Source organism: Methylorubrum populi (genome assembly GCF_002355515.1).
GTDB lineage: Bacteria > Pseudomonadota > Alphaproteobacteria > Rhizobiales > Beijerinckiaceae > Methylobacterium > Methylobacterium populi_A.
Map to the genome: position 1 here is coordinate 5,444,081 of NZ_AP014809.1, position 16,257 is coordinate 5,460,337.

At 70.3% G+C, this 16,257-nt stretch carries 17 protein-coding genes; 6 read left to right on the forward strand and 11 right to left on the reverse strand.

All coding sequences use genetic code 11. The features are described from left to right. The first annotated feature begins 219 nt into the window (after positions 1-219). Positions 220-1,266: a threonine aldolase family protein gene (locus MPPM_RS25315; protein WP_096487438.1), complete on the forward strand. Its 1,047-nt coding sequence runs from the start codon at positions 220-222 to the stop codon at positions 1,264-1,266. Positions 1,267-1,367: 101 nt separating this feature from the next. Here the strand turns inward: MPPM_RS25315 and MPPM_RS25320 are convergent, their stop codons facing one another. The 5 genes from MPPM_RS25320 to MPPM_RS25340 all read right to left on the reverse strand — a co-directional run bounded on the left by MPPM_RS25320 (position 1,368) and on the right by MPPM_RS25340 (position 5,722). Beyond that, on the reverse strand, positions 1,368-1,910 hold the full coding sequence (locus tag MPPM_RS25320; RefSeq protein ID WP_096487439.1) for a DUF4142 domain-containing protein: 543 nt from the start codon (positions 1,908-1,910) through the stop codon (positions 1,368-1,370). An 86-nt stretch (positions 1,911-1,996) separates the two neighbouring features. Then, positions 1,997-3,124 carry a carboxylate-amine ligase gene (locus MPPM_RS25325; RefSeq protein ID WP_096487440.1) on the reverse strand — a complete coding sequence of 376 codons (1,128 nt, stop codon included), beginning with the start codon at positions 3,122-3,124 and terminating at the stop codon, positions 1,997-1,999. A 59-nt stretch (positions 3,125-3,183) separates the two neighbouring features. Then, positions 3,184-3,546: a hypothetical protein gene (locus MPPM_RS25330; RefSeq protein ID WP_096487441.1), complete on the reverse strand. Its 363-nt coding sequence runs from the start codon at positions 3,544-3,546 to the stop codon at positions 3,184-3,186. Then, positions 3,543-5,198: a S10 family peptidase gene (locus tag MPPM_RS25335; protein ID WP_096488030.1), complete on the reverse strand. Its 1,656-nt coding sequence runs from the start codon at positions 5,196-5,198 to the stop codon at positions 3,543-3,545. The genes MPPM_RS25330 and MPPM_RS25335 overlap by 4 nt, the downstream gene beginning before the upstream one ends. A 71-nt stretch (positions 5,199-5,269) precedes the next feature. After that, positions 5,270-5,722, reverse strand: a complete 453-nt coding sequence (locus MPPM_RS25340) for a DNA polymerase III subunit chi (RefSeq protein WP_096487442.1) — start codon at positions 5,720-5,722, stop codon at positions 5,270-5,272. 159 nt (positions 5,723-5,881) lie between these two features. On the opposite strand from MPPM_RS25340, the gene MPPM_RS25345 reads away from it, so the two are divergent. Then, positions 5,882-6,190 carry a hypothetical protein gene (locus MPPM_RS25345; RefSeq protein WP_096487443.1) on the forward strand — a complete coding sequence of 103 codons (309 nt, stop codon included), beginning with the start codon at positions 5,882-5,884 and terminating at the stop codon, positions 6,188-6,190. A 60-nt stretch (positions 6,191-6,250) separates the two neighbouring features. Here MPPM_RS25345 and MPPM_RS25350 read toward each other — a convergent pair whose 3' ends face one another. From MPPM_RS25350 to secG, 5 genes are all read right to left on the reverse strand, one after another. Next, the gene (locus MPPM_RS25350; protein WP_096487444.1) at positions 6,251-7,417 is read right to left on the reverse strand and encodes a glutathionylspermidine synthase family protein; all 1,167 of its coding nucleotides are present in this window, start codon (positions 7,415-7,417) and stop codon (positions 6,251-6,253) included. Next, entirely contained in the window at positions 7,417-8,049 is a 633-nt protein-coding gene (locus tag MPPM_RS25355; protein ID WP_096487445.1) for a DUF1190 domain-containing protein, read from the reverse strand. Before MPPM_RS25355 ends, MPPM_RS25350 begins: the two co-directional genes overlap by 1 nt. Before the next feature lie 4 nt (positions 8,050-8,053). Next, complete coding sequence (locus MPPM_RS25360) at positions 8,054-8,452, reverse strand: DUF350 domain-containing protein (protein WP_017483440.1); 399 nt, start codon at positions 8,450-8,452, stop codon at positions 8,054-8,056. 17 nt (positions 8,453-8,469) lie between these two features. Further along, positions 8,470-10,098: a CTP synthase gene (gene pyrG, locus MPPM_RS25365; protein WP_096487446.1), complete on the reverse strand. Its 1,629-nt coding sequence runs from the start codon at positions 10,096-10,098 to the stop codon at positions 8,470-8,472. Between the two features lie 192 nt (positions 10,099-10,290). Then, positions 10,291-10,761 (reverse strand): preprotein translocase subunit SecG, encoded by a 471-nt coding sequence (gene secG, locus MPPM_RS25370; RefSeq protein ID WP_096487447.1) that lies wholly within the window; start codon positions 10,759-10,761, stop codon positions 10,291-10,293. A gap of 249 nt (positions 10,762-11,010) precedes the next feature. Between secG and MPPM_RS25375 the strand changes: the two genes are divergently transcribed. Together MPPM_RS25375 and MPPM_RS25380 are read left to right on the forward strand one after the other, a co-directional pair. Continuing rightward, a complete protein-coding gene (locus MPPM_RS25375; RefSeq protein WP_096487448.1) occupies positions 11,011-11,292 on the forward strand; it encodes a hypothetical protein in 282 nt (93 codons plus the stop codon). Positions 11,293-11,314: 22 nt separating this feature from the next. Beyond that, positions 11,315-11,821 (forward strand): cysteine hydrolase family protein, encoded by a 507-nt coding sequence (locus tag MPPM_RS25380; protein WP_096487449.1) that lies wholly within the window; start codon positions 11,315-11,317, stop codon positions 11,819-11,821. Here the strand turns inward: MPPM_RS25380 and tpiA are convergent. Beyond that, positions 11,809-12,573 (reverse strand): triose-phosphate isomerase, encoded by a 765-nt coding sequence (gene tpiA, locus MPPM_RS25385; RefSeq protein ID WP_017483435.1) that lies wholly within the window; start codon positions 12,571-12,573, stop codon positions 11,809-11,811. The genes MPPM_RS25380 and tpiA overlap by 13 nt on opposite strands. 226 nt (positions 12,574-12,799) lie before the next feature. Between tpiA and MPPM_RS25390 the strand changes: the two genes are divergently transcribed. Both MPPM_RS25390 and trpE read left to right on the forward strand, forming a co-directional pair. Beyond that, positions 12,800-14,704 carry a peptidylprolyl isomerase gene (locus MPPM_RS25390; RefSeq protein WP_096487450.1) on the forward strand — a complete coding sequence of 635 codons (1,905 nt, stop codon included), beginning with the start codon at positions 12,800-12,802 and terminating at the stop codon, positions 14,702-14,704. Between the two features lie 8 nt (positions 14,705-14,712). Continuing rightward, entirely contained in the window at positions 14,713-16,233 is a 1,521-nt protein-coding gene (gene trpE, locus MPPM_RS25395; RefSeq protein WP_096487451.1) for an anthranilate synthase component I, read from the forward strand. Positions 16,234-16,257 lie beyond the last annotated feature (24 nt).

Below are 16,257 nucleotides of genomic sequence, written 5' to 3' on the forward strand. Positions count from 1 at the left end.
GCGGCTACCGCCTGTCGAGATACGTGACCGTTCCCACCTTCGTGAGCCACATGGAAAGTGTTGCGCCGTCAGGCCGCGATCGATCCGGAGGGCCCGACTCCGCGGTCGCGGCGGCTTGCGATCAACTGAATTTTTCATGCATTTAGCCGCGGCATGGAAGCCTCGGCTTCGAGGGCGATGACGGGGCCGGCCGGACGTCCAACACCGCATGGATGCACCATGATTGACCTGTTCAGCGACACCCAGACGCGGCCGACGCCGGGCATGCGCGAGGCCATGGCCCGGGCCGAAGTCGGCGACGAGCAGTCGGGATCCGATCCGACCACCAACGCGCTGTGCGAGCGGGTGGCCGAAATGCTCGGTCAGGAGGCGGCCGTGTTCATGCCCTCGGGCACGATGTGCAACCTCGCCTCGATCCTCGTCCATTGCCGGCCCGGCGACGAGATCATCGTCGACGACCAGTCCCACATCTACAACACCGAGGCCGCGGGCGCCGCGGCGATCGGCGGCGTCTCGGTGAAGCCCCTGCCGACGCGGGTCGGCCTGTTCACCCTCGCCCAGGTCGAAGGGGCGATCCGGGTTCCGCAGCGCACGGCGCCGCGCTCGCGGCTGGTCTCGATCGAGCAGACCACGAGCTTTTCCGGGGGCACCGTCTGGGACATCGGCACGATGCGCCTGATCCGCGACTACGCCCAGGCGCGGGGCCTCAAGGCGCATATCGACGGGGCGCGCTTGCTCAACGCGGTGGTGGCGACCGGCATCCCGGCGGCGGACTACGCTGCCGGGTTCGACAGCGCCTGGATCGATCTCAGCAAGGGGCTCGGCTGTCCGGTCGGCGCGGTTCTCTGCGGCACGCGGGACTTCGTCGAGCAGGCGTGGCAGTGGAAGTACCGGCTCGGCGGCGCCATGCGCCAGTCGGGCGTGCTGGCCGCGGCCGGGCTCTACGCCCTCGACCACCACATGACCCAGCTCGCCGCGGACAACGCCCATGCCGGCCGGCTGCACCGGGCGATCGCCGACGCGCCGGGGCTGGCCTTCGACCCGACGGCAGGGCAGTCGAACATCCTGTGCTTCACGGTGGAGGCGCTCGGCATCACCGCATCGACCTTCGCCAACGCCTGTCTCGAAGAGGGGGTGCGGGTGCGGGCGATCGGCACCCATCAGATCCGCGCCACCGCCAATCTCGATGTGGACGGCGCCGGCATCGATCGCGCCGCCGAGGTGATCCGGGCGAAGGCGGCGCAGTTCGCGGCAAGGGCCGAGTGACGGGAGCTCCCCGATTTCACTCCAGGCCTATGCGGGCTTGGCCCGTTTGAGCCTCGACGGTGGGCGGCACCTCCGAAGGGCGCCGCCCGAATGGCAGAAATCTACTTCTTGTTGAGATCCTGAGCCATCTTCAGGTGCTCGTCGAGATGCGGCTTGGTCTTGATGGCGAAGGCCTTCAGGGCCGCGTTGTCGCCGCCCTCGGCGTAGCGCTTGTAGAGGTCGGTGGCGTTCTTGTGCGCCGTGACCTGATCGTCGTGATACTGCTTGGTGAAGTCCTCGCCGCTCAGGCTCTTGAGCTTGTCGAGCTTGCTCTGGTGGCTCGAATCCAGCTCGGTCGGCAGGGTGAGCTTCATGTCGCCGGTCTGGACCACGGATTTCAGCTCGTCCGAGGTCTTCTTGTGGTCGTCGATCATCTTCTGGGCGAAGGCCTTGGTCTTCTCGTCGGACTTCTCAAGAGCGAGCTTGCTCGACTGGTTCTCGAACATGTCGCTGATGACGGCCTGCGTCACGAAATCCTGGCTCGAAGGGGCGACGCCGATCAGCGAGTTCACGCCGGTCTTCTCGCCGACGGACTGGGCATGGGCCGGCATCCCCGCCGCGCCCAGCAGGAGCAGGCAGGCGGCGGCGGTGAGTGTCGTTCTCATGGACGTCTCCTCAGGCAAATTCAGACCTGTCGGAGCAACCTGAGCGGGCGTGCGATGTTCCTGAAAGGGTCTCTGGCCAGGCGCCGTCACGCGTCGCAGTTCGCCGTCTCGCGGGCGAGCCAGTCGATGACACAGGAGAGCGCCTTGCGCTCGCTTCCGCCCGCGGCGAGCGATGCCTCGTAGGCGCGGATCTGCCCGTCGGCGCTGGAGCCGCACTCGGCGATGGTGAGCGCGTGGGCGACCTGGGCGGCGCAGCCGAGGGCCGCGGCATCCTCCGCCACGAGGTCGAGCACCTGCTCGACGAGCCGGCGCACCGGCACCGCCTCTTCCTTGACCTCGTCGATCAGGGCGGCGTGGATCCCGTCGCGCTGCGCCCGCCAGAGGTTCTCCATCACGAAGCCCCGCGAGGCGCCGGTCGGCGTGCCGTTGAGGTCGGGCCGGCGCACACAGAGTCGCACGAGGCAGCGGTAGAGCGCGGCGATGGCGAGCGTGTCCTTGAGCCGGGTGCAGCTATCGGCGACCCGCAATTCGAGGGTCGGGTAGCGGATCGACGGACGGATGTGCCACCACAGATAGGTCGCGTCCTCGATCGCTCCTGCCTGGGTCATCACCCGCACGTAGCGCTCGAAATCCCCCGCCCCATCGAACAGCTCGGGCAGGCCGGTGCGCGGCAGCTCGGCATAGGCCCGCAGGCGGTAGCCGGCGAGCCCCGTGCGGTGGCGCTCGTAGAAGGGCGAGGAGGTGGAGAGCGCGAGCAGCACCGGCAGGAACGGCATCAGCCGGTTGATCAGGTCGATGCGCTGGTCCGGATCGGGCACCTCGACATGGACGTGCAGGCCGCTGACGATGGAGCGGCGCCCCACCATCTGCAGGGTCTCGATCATCTTGCGGTAGCGGACCTTGGCGGTCTCGCGCTGGTCGGTCCAGATCGCTGTGGGATGGGTGCCGGCGGCGAAGACCTTCAGGCCGTGCTCGCGGCCGATGGCGCACAGGCCGGTGCGCAGCTTGGCCAGCGCCTCGTGCGTCTCCGCGAAGCTCGCCGAGGGCTTGGAGCAGATCTCGGCCTGGCTCTCCAGCATCTCTCGCTCGACGCCCTCCAGGCGGCTGCGCGCCGCCTTGTGGAAGGCCGAGACCGATTCGCGCGGCGCGGCCCGGGTCCGGCTGCTCGCCAGGAACAGCTCTTCCTCGATGCCGAACCGATACGCGTGTGCCATCGTGAGTCCCGCCTGCCCGTCCGGAGCGGAAGCAAGTGCGGGCCCAATCGATCCGCGCGTTAACGAACGATACGATCGAGCCGGTTGTTCACGAAGAAATACAGCTCCTTGGCGCCGGGCTCGGTGTAGAGCACCTGCACCTCGCGGCCGGACCGGCCCTCCCCGACCAGCACGTCGGTCGGCGGGCGGCCCTTGAGCCGCACGAGATCGCACTCGCCGATGCCGGTTTCGATGGCGGCGGCCGTCCCCGGTACCGGGCCGGTGCAGGCGCCGTTCCCGTCGAGCACGGGGCCGAGGGCGGCGGCCGGCGCCGCGGGCAGCACCGCGCTCGGCGGAGGCGGCGGCTGGATCGGTTCGCGGCGCTCGGCGCTGTTGCAGCCCGCCAGCAGCAGGGCGGGCAGAAGTCCCAGAATCAGTCTCAAGGCGTCGGTCTCTTCTCCGGCACGGTCGCGCCCGACGCGCCCTCGCCCTTCGCGCTTCCGTTCGAGCGCGTTTCCAGCGCCCGGGCGAACAGGTCGGCGGCGTCGTCGTGGAAGGCGTTTCGCGAGTCGGGCCGCGTGTAGAACATGTGGCCGCCGGGATAAACCGAGAGCTTCAGCCGGTCCGCCGAGCCGTAGACCGGCATCTGGTCGAGCAGCATCTTCGAGGTGAAGTAGGGCGTCACGAGATCGGTGAAGCCGTGGGCGACGAGCACCCGCATCCGCCCGTCGAGCGCCAGCACGTCCTTCAGGGCACCCATCGCCTCCGGGGCCGAGCGGCCCGAGCCCCAGGTCCAGCCGCGGTTGACCGCGCCGTTGAGCAGTTCGTAGCGCATGTTCTCGACGCGCCAGCCGAGGCGGGTCTGGTAGAGCTGCACCATGGCGGTGGTGAGCGGCGCCTGCAGCGCGTCGAGCACCGGATCCTCGAAGCCCGATTGCGGGGCGGTCGGGTCCGGATCCCAACCGGTCACGCCGGTATCGTAGGCCGAGAGGACGCGGCCGACATCCCGCCCGATCTCGCGCTGGTAGCTGTGGGCGGTGAGCCGCCCGGCCTGACGCCGCACGGTCTCCGGATCGAGCCCGGTCAGCGCCGAGACCTTCTCGGCGAGCCGCGCAACGGCCTCGCGGTCGGACGGTCCTTTGAGGAGGTCGGTGAGATAGGCGCCGGTGGCGTAGGTCTCGGCCTCCTTCATCAGCTCGCGGCTCGGCGTCGTGCCCGCGCGCTCCAGCGCCGCGGCGGCGAAGGAGGGCAGCTTGGTGACGAACCCCCAGGGCGTGGTGCGGGCCGGCTGCAGCCACGCGAAGTCGAGCACGGGGGAGAGCAGCACCAGCCCCGACAGGCCGACGCCGACATCCTGCTGCAGCTTCTGCGCGATCAGCGGGCCGCGGAAGCCGCCGTAGCTCTCGCCCACGAAGAATTTCGGCGAGGCGAGCCGGTCGTTCTGGCGAAGATAGCGGGCAATGGCCGCCGCCAGCACGGAGGCGTCGGCATCGACGCTCCAGTACTTCTTGCCGTCGCCGTCGGCCGCGCGGCTGTAGCCGGTCCCGACGGGATCGATGAAGACGAGATCGGTGAAGTCGAGCCAGGTCGTCGGGTTCGGCTGGAGTGCGATCGTCTGCGACGGGCTGATCGAGGCGCCGTCGGTCGGCAGGCGCCAGGGGCCGATCGCGCCGATATTGAGATAGGCCGAGGCCGCGCCCGGCCCGCCATTGACGCCGAAGGTGACCGGCCGGGCGGCCTGCTCCTCCGGCTTGCCCGCCTTGGTGTAGGCGATGAAGGCGATCTCGGACTGGAGCTTGCCCTCCTCGTCCACGAGGGCGAGGCTGCCGGCGGTGGCCGTGAAGGCGAGCGTGCGCCCGTTCGACAGGTCGATGCTGTGCTCGGTGGTGGCGTCCGGCGGCAGGCGGCGCCCTTCCGGCGCCTTGCGCGGCGGCTGAGCCTGTCCCTTCGCTTGCGTCTGGCCCGGCCCATCACCCTGCGGACCGTGCTGGGCGAGGGCCGGCAGCGGTCCCAGCCCGACCGCGAGGGAAAGGAGGCCGGCGAGGCAGAGCCGGCTCGTCGCGGTCCGGGAAGAGGGAGACAGGGCTGGCGTCATCGGGTTCTCGCGATCCTCGGGCGGTTGCTCGTGCGTGTTGTCGCGCCTTCCCGTCGGACGGCGCATTGATCTCACGCCTTCTTGGTCCAGCGCCCGCTCTCGTCCTGCTGCCAGTAGGCGACGGCGTGGCCGGCGGCCTTGGCGCCGCGCCACTGCTCGCGGGCATGAAGCAGGGCGTCGGTGTCGGTGCCGTCGAACAGGATGCAGATGCGCTGGTAGCTCCCCGCATCCTCCGGCAGTTCCGCGCCCTCGACGAGGAAGCGGATCGAGGCGGCGTTGGGATTGGTCTCCCGCAGGGTCAGGACCACCGGCTGTGTCGCCGCGTCCGCGTCGCGATCCGTGCCGTGGGGCAGGAAGCTCTCGTCCGTGTAGGTCCAGAGGCCGTCGTCGAGCGCTTGGAGCCGCTCCTCGCTTACCGCCTGGATGGCCGCCTGCCAGCCGCGCTCCAGCGACTTCTCGAGGAGGTTCGGCAGCACCTTCTCAAGGGGCTGGCGCTGGAGGTGGTAGAACAGAATCTCGGTCACGGCTCCGCTGCATATAGGGTTCGGCGACGCCGTGGCAGGGCGGACGCAGCGTCGCGGCCATTCCGTCCCGGACCGGCACCGCGCGAGGGCGTCTGCTCTGAACAATGCCGCCAGCGGCGGGTTCGCCTTCCACGATCGATAACAGGGAAGGAACGAGCCATGCCGACCAAAACCATCGCCCTGGCCGCCGCACTGACCCTTGCCGTGTCCGGCGGGGCCCTCGCCCAGTCGAACACCGGCAAGGGCGGGACCGGAGGCACCACGGACAGTGCCAGCCCGATGCGCAACAACACCGGCAACAGCATGCGGCCCACGACGGGAACAGGCGCGACCGCCGGCTCGACCGGGACCATGGCTCCCGGCGCCACGACGGGCTCGACGACCGGTGCGACCGGTAATGCGCCCGGCGGCACCATGGGCGGCGGCGCCGGCAGCGCCGGGGGCGGCAACAGCGCCGCTGGCCGCTGAGCGACAGACAGGCGAGCACGTGAGGGGCCGGAGCCTATCCGGCCCCTCTTTTCGTGACCCTCATCGAGCCGGCTCGATCAGGTGCGGCACGAACAGCGCGCCGTCACCGGTGATCGGGCCCTCCGACTCGCGGATGCAGAGGCCGGCCGGCGCATCCCCGACGATCCAGGCGCCGAGGAGCGGGCGGCGGCCGTCGAAGCAGGGCAGTTCTGCCAGACCCTGCCGGATGTAGCCCTCCGCGCCGTAGGGCCCCGCTTCGCCGGCGAGCCGCGTGCCCTCGGCCGAGAACATCTCGACATTGGCACCCTCGCGCGAGAGCAGTGGCTTGCGCACGAAGGCGCCCAGGCTCGCGCAGGCAGGATCGCCCTCGAAATAGGCCGGCAGCAGATTCGGATGGCCCGGTTCGCGGGCCCAGAGATGGGCGAGCAGGCCCTTGTTCGAGAGCACCATCTTCCAGGGCGGTTCGAGGAAGCGCGTCGGCGCGGCCACGACCGCAGGGCCGAACGCGTCCTGAAACGCCCATTCCCACGGGTAGAGCTTGAACAGGGCGGCGAAGGGTCGCTCGTCCGGGCCGCAGAAGGCGCCGTCCGCGCGCAGGCCGATCTGGCCGAGGTCGAGCAGGATCGTCTCGCAGCCGGCCTGCACCGCGCAGTCCTGAAGGTAGCTGGCGGTGCCGAGGTCCTCCGGGCCGCTCGAATCGGCGGCGAAGGCGAACAGGCCCGGCGGCGCGATCTCCCTCAGCCGCGCGATCAGCCGCTCGTGAACCGCATTGAACTGGTCGCTGCCCGCGGGCAGGCGCCCCTCCGCCAGCCCCTGTTCGAGCCAGAGCCATTGGAACACGGCGGTCTCGTAGAGTGCGGTGGGCGTGTCCGCGTTGTATTCGAGGAGCTTGGCCGGGCCCGAGCCGCCATAGGAGAAGTCGAGGCGCCCGTAGAGGCTCGGATCGCCCCGGCGCCAGCTCGCCCGCACCGTGTCCCGGACCGGTTCGGGAATGGCGAGCGAGGCCAGGATGCGCTCGTCCTCCACCGCGTCGGCGGCGAAGGCGAGGCAGAGGGCGTGCAACTCCCCGCTCGGCGCCTCGATCACCTCCTCGATCTCCGTGAGCGTGAAGGCGTAGGCGTGGCTCTCGTCCCAGTAGGGGGCGCCGTCGATGGTGTGGAAGGCGAAGCCTGCCTCCCGTGCGATCTCCCGCCAGCCCGGCCGCTCTCCGCAGGCGAAGCGGCGCATCAGCTGCTGCCGAAGGAGGAGAAGCTCTTGCCGCTTCCGCCGAAGCCGCCGAAAGAGGTTGCCTTCGCGGCGGCGGGCTTGAGCTTAGCCGAGGAGGCGTGGCCTCCGCTCCCGGTCGAGACCTTGCCCCCCGACCCGGTGCAGTAACTGCCGTGATGACTGCCGTAGCCCTGGCGGTGGTCGTAGACGGGCTCGGGCGTCACCCAGTCGGCGGCGCGGCGCCCGAGCAGGTATCCGGCCATGCGGGGAACGAATTGCGTCGGCGCATTCGGATCGGGCAGGCAGTGCGACGTCCCGTGATGCCCCTCGCACTCCGTCGATGAGCCGTAATGCGGTGCGGTCGAGGGATAGGCGGCGCGGGCGGTGGCATAGTCGCTGCGGCACTCGTCCGCCGGGCGGATGCCGTTGGCGGCACAGGCCGCCGCGTCGACGTAGACGAGGACATCCTTGGACGGCGCGGTCCGGTCGAGAGAGCCGAGGCCGAGTGCGGCGAGGCCCGCACTCGCCACCAGCACCGTGGAGACGGTCTGCGAGCGCTTGCTCGCGCTCCTGTCGGGCGGCGTGACGGCCGGTGCCGGCTCGGCCGGTCTGCGCCGCCCGAAATCGGCCTGAGCCTCGCGGTCGTCCGCCACGGTCTCAGTAGCTCATGCAGGCGGCGTTCACGAGGCCGCCCGCCAGGGAGGCGGCCCCGAGCAGGACCGCGGGCGCGGTCTCGCCCTCGTCGATGCGCCGCGACAGGTTCGGCAGCAGCGGCCGCATCAGCCAGTAGATCGCGACTTGCACGACCAGCGCGACCAGGCCCCAGACGATGCAGTCGAGGAGCGAGCCGGCGTAGCGCACCGCCGCCGAGAGCGGGATCGAGTAGCCGAGCAGGCTCCCGCCCAGCGCCAGGGCGGCGGCGAGGTTGCCCTCGCGCACCAGGGCGATCTCCCGGTGCGCCGTCGCGGTGAGGTAGGTCACGAGGTAGAGGGCGGTGAGGCCGAGGGAGACGACGAAGTAGGCGAGAAAGGCCGGCAGGCCCGAGATCGTCGTCAACCGGATTCCCTCTCAGGTCAGACCAAGCGGCTCTGCTCGATCGCGGCGGCGATGAAGCCCTTGAACAGCGGGTGCGGCTCGAAGGGGCGCGACTTCAACTCCGGGTGGAACTGCACGCCGATGAACCACGGATGGCCCTCGTGTTCAACCGTCTCGGGCAGGAGACCGTCCGGGGAGGTGCCGGAGAAGCGCAGGCCCTTGGCCTCCAGGCACTCGCGATAGGCCATGTTGACCTCGTAGCGGTGCCGGTGGCGCTCCGAGATCTCGGTGTCGCCGTACATCTGCGCGATCTTCGTGCCGGTTGCGAGCGTCGCCTTGTAGGCGCCGAGCCGCATCGTGCCGCCAAGGTCGCTCTCGGCCGCGCGCCGCTCCAGCTCGTTGCCGCGCATCCACTCGGTCAGGAGGCCGACCACCGGCTCCCGCGTGTCGCCGAACTCGGTGGAGTTCGCGTCCGTGATGCCGGCAAGCGAGCGCGCCGCCTCGATCACCGCCATCTGCATGCCGAAGCAGATGCCGAAATACGGGATGTTGCGCTCCCGCGCGTAGCGGGCCGCGCGGATCTTGCCCTCGGCGCCGCGCTGGCCGAAGCCGCCGGGCACGAGGATGCCGTGCAGGCCTTCGAGGAACGGCGCCGGGTCCTCGCGCTCGAACACCTCCGCCTCGATCCATTCGAGGTTGACGCGCACGTTGTTGGCGATGCCGCCGTGGGTCAGCGCCTCGGTGAGCGACTTGTAGGCGTCCTTCAGCCCCGTGTACTTGCCGACGATGGCGATGGTGACCTCGCCCTCGGGGTTGCGCACCCGCTCGAGGATGTTCTGCCAGCGGTCGAGCTTCGGCTCGCCCTCGGGCTCCATCTGGAAATGCGCCAGGATCTCCCGGTCGAGCCCGGCCTCGCGGTAGGAGAGCGGCACGGCGTAGATCGTGTCGACGTCGCGCGCCTCGATGACCGCGCTCTCCCGCACGTTGCAGAACAGTCCGAGCTTGCGCCGCTCGTCCACCGGGATCGGCCGGTCGCAGCGGCAGAGCAGGATGTCGGGCTGGATGCCGATGGAGCGCAGCTCCTTGACGGAGTGCTGCGTCGGCTTGGTCTTCAGCTCGCCGGCGGAGGGGATGTAGGGCAGAAGCGTCAGGTGTAGGTAGCAGACGCTGCCGCGTGGGCGCTCCTGGCCGATCTGGCGGATCGCCTCGAAGAAGGGCAGGCCCTCGATATCGCCGACCGTGCCGCCGATCTCGACCAGCACGAAGTCGTAATCGTCGTTGCCGTCGAGCACGAACGCCTTGATGGCGTTGGTGACGTGCGGGATCACCTGGATCGTGGCGCCGAGATAGTCGCCGCGCCGCTCCTTGGTGATGATGTCGAGATAGATCCGGCCCGTCGTCACGTTGTCGGCGCGCGAGGCAGGCAGGCCGGTGAAGCGCTCGTAATGGCCGAGATCGAGGTCGGTCTCGGCGCCGTCGTCGGTGACGAACACCTCGCCGTGCTGGGTCGGGCTCATCGTGCCCGGATCGACGTTGAGATAGGGGTCGAGCTTGCGCAGGCGCACCCGGTAGCCGCGGGCCTGGAGCAGGGCCGCGAGGGCTGCGGAGGCGAGACCCTTGCCGAGGGAGGAAACCACGCCGCCGGTGATGAAGACGTACCGCGTCATGGGCTTTGGTCCATAAAGGGGCTCAAGCGATTCGCCAAACCGCAACGGTTGCCGCACCCCGCTGGCCGCACGGGAGGCGGCATGGGGCGATGCCCCTCATGCCGTTGAGGAATTCGTCTTTCACGTCCTCGCGGCCGATGCGCCGGCCGCAAGGGTCTTATCCGCAGGCGGTGCGGCTCGGCCGCGCCGCACTCAGCGCGATTGCGGTGCGTCAGGCGTGGCCGGGGCGGCCGGCGGCGCGCTCGGAGCGGGCGCCGGTGCGGGCGTTGCCGGCGTGGCGGGCGCGTCGGTCGGAACCGAGGCCGGCTGGCCACCCTGCGCCCCGCCGCCGCGCAGCGTGTCGAGGAGGTTGTCCGCGTTGACCGGCTTGTTGGCCGGCGGCGTCTGACCCTGCTGCGTTCCGGCCTCGTCGAGGATCGAGCGGGGCGCGGCGCTGCGGTGCGCCATGATCGCCAGGGCGATGCTGGTGGTGAAGAACAGGGCCGCCAGGATCGCGGTGGCGCGGGTGAGCGCGTTCGCCTGGCCCCGGCCGGTCATGAAGCCCGAGACGCCGCCGCTTCCGCCGCCGCCGAGCCCGAGCCCGCCCTCCGAGCGCTGCAGCAGCACCACGGCGATGAGCGCCAGCACGATGATGAGGTGGACGACGATGAGGACGGTCTGCATAGCGATTCCGGTGCCCGCTCGCGCGGACGCTGTCGGTGTGCCGGACGGGAGGCGCGCGCAAAAGCAGCGCGCCCGCGTATCCGCTGCACGAAGTGGGGGCTCCTACACCGTTTGCCCACCCGCGCCAACCGGCCTTCGCGCGTTCGGGGCGGGACAAGCGTCGCTCGTGTGCGGCGCGAGCGGCCGAGCGCCCGGGAAAACGCCGTACCGCGCATGGCCATCGGGGCCCGGCCCGTGCGAGGGTCGGGGATGAGCGATTTCCAGCACGAAGCCGGGCGGCTCGCCGCCTTCATCGACCGCGCCGACCGGGAGGAGATGGCCGCCATCCAGTCCGATCTCCTGCGGGTCGCCCTCCAGCGGCCCGACCCGGCCGGGCGTGCGCAGGCCATGGACCAGATCCAGGCCGCCCTCTCCGATCGGATCCGACCGGACGGCATGAGTCCGCTGCAGCAGGCGTTCTACGTCGCCGTGCTGTCGATGATCGAGCGGACCCGGGAGGCCGTGGCGAAGGCGCCGGCCCGCCAGGGCTGAGGGCGGGCCGGACCCCGCTCGCATGGCGCCGGAACGACAGGCCCTTCTCGTCGTCGATGTCCAGGCGAGCTTCGGCGTGCCAGAGGCGGTGGTCGCGGGCATCGCCGCCCTGAGCCGAAGTCTGCACACGGTCGCGACCGTCGAGCGGCACGACGAGGCCGTGACGCCGTTCGCGCGGCAGCTCGGCTGGAGGCCGCCCGTCGATGAGGCGCCGCTGGTCCCGGCCGACCGCCTCTTCGTGAAGCACGGCTACCTGCCGCCGCCCGCTCTGATCGAGCATTTCAGGGCGCTCGGCGTCGAGCGCGTCCTCGTCTGCGGGGTGCAGGCCGAGACCTGCTGCCTCGCGGCCGGCTTCATGCTGTTCGATGCGGGCCTGCAGCCGACCCTGCTCAGATGGCTCAGCGTCGGATCGTCCCTCGACCGCTCGGCCGCTCTCGGCGCCGCGATCTGGCGCCATCATTTCGGCAGCGTTCTGGACGGCCCCGAGGAGTTGCAGCTCGGTCTGGAGCCCCTGCCCTACCCCTCGTAGGCGCGGCAGATTCCCAGGAAATCCTCCGCCACGAGGCTGGCGCCGCCGACGAGCGCGCCGTCGACATTCTCGACCGCCATCAGTTCGCGGGCATTGGCCGGCTTCACCGAGCCGCCATAGAGGATGCGGATCTTGTGCGCCTCCTCGCCGACGAGCTTGTCGAGCATCTCGCGCAGGGAGGCGTGGACCTCGGCGATCTCCTTCGCGGTCGGCGTGCGGCCCGAACCGATCGCCCAGACCGGCTCGTAGGCGATCACCGTGTCTTCGCCGGTGGCGCCCTTCGGCAGGCCGATGGCGAGCTGCGCGCGCACGATGTCGAGCGCCCGGCCCTGCTGGCGCTCCTCCATCGTCTCGCCGACGCAGATGATGCCGCGCAAGCCTGCCCGGCGGGCGCCCAGCGCCTTCGCGTGAACGCCGTCATCGGTCTCGTAATGGTAGGCGCGCCGCTCGGAATGGCCGACGATGACGTAGGTGGCGCCGAGATCGGCGAACATCTCCGCCGAGATCGATCCGGTGAAGGCGCCGCTCGGGCGGGCATGCAGGTTCTGGCCGCCGATGGCGACGGGCGAGCCGTAGACGGCGGCCACGCAGGAGGAGATCAGCGTCGCGGGCGGGCAGATCAGCACGTCGATCTTGTCGGTCAGCGCGGGCGAGAGGCCGTCGCGGATCGCCTCGACGATCGGAACCGAGGAGCGCAGACCGTTCATCTTCCAGTTGCCGGCAACCAGCGGACGGCGTCCCTCGCTTGCCATGGCGTCCCGGTTCTCCGTGTCTCGATCCAAGGGCTTCAACGTGTGCGGGGACCTAGCAGAGCAAGCTTAGGCGCGCAAACGACCTTTGCGGCCATCCCGTCTCCGTTCCGGCGCGCGGGACACATGCCCTTTGCGCCGCCGCCCCGATCGTCTATCGCGGGGCTCGAATGTGGTTCCCCGTCCCGCGGGTCGGGGCGGTTTGAAGAAATCTAGGCCCGGGCGTCCGATGCTCCAGTCCATTCGCAGTGCCAGCCAGCATTGGCTCGGCAAGGTCGTGCTGACGGTGATCTTCACCTTCCTGATCGCGGGCGTCGCGATCTTCGGCGTGGAGGAATTCTTCCGCGGCGGCTCGAGCACGACGGTTGCCACGGTCGGCAAGACGCCGATCTCGGCCGAGGAGGTGCGCACCGCCTACCAGAACCAGCTCCAGCGCTACCAGTCCCAGCTCAAGCGGACGCTGACGCCGGATCAGGCCAGGGCGATGGGCCTGGAGCGGCAGGTGCTGGCTCAGCTCATCACCGAGGCGGCGCTCGACCAGAAGACCCACGATCTCGGACTCGCCGTCTCCGACGCGGCGGTGCTGCGGGCGATCCAGGACGAGCCGAGCTTCAAGAACGCCAACGGCAGCTTCGACCGCGTGCTGTTCTTCCAGACGCTCCAGCGGGCGGGCCTGAACGAGGCGATGTTCGTGCGCGAGCAGCGCTCCGTCATCGCCCGCCTGCAGCTGGCCGACGCCATCGTCGCCGATCCGCCTGTGCCGCAGGCCATGCGCGACGCGGTCCACCGCTACTCGACCGAACGCCGCGACGCCGCGGTGCTGACGCTGGCGCCCTCCGCCGCCGGCGAGATCCCCGCGCCGACCGACGACGAGCTCAAGGTCTACTACGACAACAACAAGTCCTCGTTTCGCGCCCCCGAATACCGCAGCCTCAACCTGCTGGTGCTCGACCCCGCCGCCCTCGCCAAGCCGGACGAAGTCTCCGAGGAGGAGGCGCGCAAGGTCTACGATGCCAACCAGAGCCGGTTCGGCCAGGCCGAGCGGCGCACCATCCAGCAGATCAGCTTCCCCGACGAGGCCGCCGCACGAGAGGCGCGGGCCAAGATCGAGAGCGGCGAGACGCCGTTCGAGGCGGTGGCCGCCGAGCGCGGGCTCGACCCGAAGCAGCTCGACCTCGGCACCCTGACCAAGGCGGAGCTGTTCGATCCGGCGGTCGGCAACGCCGCCTTCGCCCTCGAGCAGGGCAAGGTGAGCGAGCCCGTGAAGGGCCGCTTCGGCACCGTGCTCCTGCGCGTCACGGCGATCCAGCCCGGCACGGTCAAGCCGTTCGACGAGGTGAAGGACGAGATCCGTCGGGAGATCGCCCTGCGGCGGGTGCGCGACGGCGGCTTCGACAAGGTGCAGGACGCGATCGAGGATGCCCGCTCGGCCGCCAAGCCGCTGGCCGAGATCGCCAAGGACCAGGGGCTGACGCTGCTCAGCATCCCGGCGGTCGACGGCCAGGGCAACGACCCGTCCGGCCAGCCGGTCGCCGGTATTCCGGACAAGGAGACCACGCTGCCGGCCGCCTTCCGCGCCGATGTCGGCAACGACACCGAGGTGCTGCGCACCAAGACCGGCGGCGCGATCTGGTACGACGTCGTCAAGATCGATCCCTCGCACGAGAAGCCGCTCGTGGAGGTGCGCGACGAGGCGGTGAAGGGCTGGACCAGGGCCGAGATCGAGAAGCGCCTCGTGGCGAAGTCCAAGGAGCTGGCCGAGCGCCTGGACAAGGGCGAGGCGATCGAGACCGTGGCGCAGGAGGCGGGTCTCCCGCTCAAGACCGTCACCGAGATCGCCCGCAACCAGAACAAGGACGATCTCTCGTCCGATATCGTCGAGCGCATCTTCACGACGCCCGTCGGCAAGGCGGCCTCGGCGCCCGCCGGCGAGGGCCGCGCGGTGTTCAAGGTCACCGCCGCGACCGTGCCGGCCTTCGTTCCCGGCACGCCGAGCGACGGGCAGCTCGTGAACTCCCTGCGCACGGCGCTCGCCGACGACCTGCTCGGCGAGTTCATCGCCGAGGTGCAGAAGAATGCGGGTGTCAACGTGAACCAGACCGCCCTGCGCCGGGCGCTCGGCGGCGAGTATTGAGGCCGATCATGACCGAGCCTGCGCACGAGGCGGTCGCGCGCGCCTACGAGGCCGGACGGGCGAGCCTGCTCGGCCTGACCCTGGTGGCCGACCTGGAGACCCCGGTCGCCGCCTTCCTCAAGCTGAAGGCGGGACATGCCGGTCCGGGCTTCCTGCTCGAATCGGTCGAGGGCGGCGCGGTGCGCGGGCGCTACTCGATGATCGGCCTCGACCCCGACCTGATCTGGCGCTGCCGCGACGGGCGCCCGGAGATCGCCCGCGACGCGAGCCTCACCGACTTCGTGCCCGACGCGCAGGCGCCGCTGGCCTCGCTGCGCGCCCTCATCGCCGAGAGCGCGGTGGGCGACGATGCCGAGAGCGCCGCGCTGCCGCCGATGGCGGCCGGCCTTTTCGGCTATCTCGGCTACGACATGGTCCGTGCCATGGAGCGGCTCCCCGAGCCGAACCCCGATCCGCTCGGCGTGCCGGACGCGATCCTGATGCGTCCGCGGGTGATGGTGGTGTTCGACGCGGTCGCCGACGCGCTCACCGTGGTCACCCCCGTGCGCCCGGCCGATGGCGTGAGCGCGCGCGCCGCGCTGGAGGCCTCGCAGGCCCGACTCGATCGCGTCGCCGAGATCCTCGAAGGCCCCCTGCCGGTCGAGGCTCGCCTGGACGCATCGAGCCTCCCGCTGCCCTCTCCGGTCTCGAATACCGAGCCCGAGGCCTTCCTCGGCATGGTGGCCAAGGCCAAGGAGTACATCGTCGCGGGCGACATCTTCCAGGTGGTGCTGTCGCAGCGCTTCGAGGCGCCCTTCACCCTGCCGGCCTTCGCGCTCTACCGCAGCCTTCGCCGCACCAACCCGGCACCGTTCCTGTGCTACCTCGATTTCGAGGCGTTTCAGGTTGTCTGCTCGTCGCCGGAGATCCTCGTTCGCGTGCGCGAGGGCAAGGTGACGATCCGCCCGATCGCCGGCACCCGCCGCCGTGGCGCCACTCCGGCCGAGGACCGGGCGCTCGCCGACGAGCTGCTGGCCGATCCGAAGGAGCGCTCCGAGCACCTGATGTTGCTCGACCTCGGCCGCAACGATGTCGGCCGGGTCTCGAAGATCGGCAGCGTCACCGTCACCGACTCGTTCTTCCTCGAATACTATTCCCAGGTCATGCACATCGTCTCGAACGTCGAGGGCGATCTCGACCCGCGGCACGACGCGCTCTCGGCGCTGGCCGCAGGATTCCCTGCCGGCACCGTCTCCGGCGCGCCGAAGGTTCGGGCGATGGAGATCATCGACGAGCTGGAGCGCGAGAAGCGCGGGCCCTATGGCGGCTGCATCGGCTATTTCGGCGCACGCGGCGAGATGGACACCTGCATCGTCCTGCGCACGGCGATCGTGAAGGATGGCCGCATGCACGTGCAGGCGGGTGCCGGCATCGTCTACGACTCCGATCCGCAGTCGGAGCAGCAGGAATGCGTGAACAAGGCGAAGGCCTTGTTCCGGGCAGCCGAGGATGCGGTGCAGTTCGCGAGCCGGGCGAAGCGCGGGCAGTAGGCGGCGCGGGTGAACCGCCTTGAC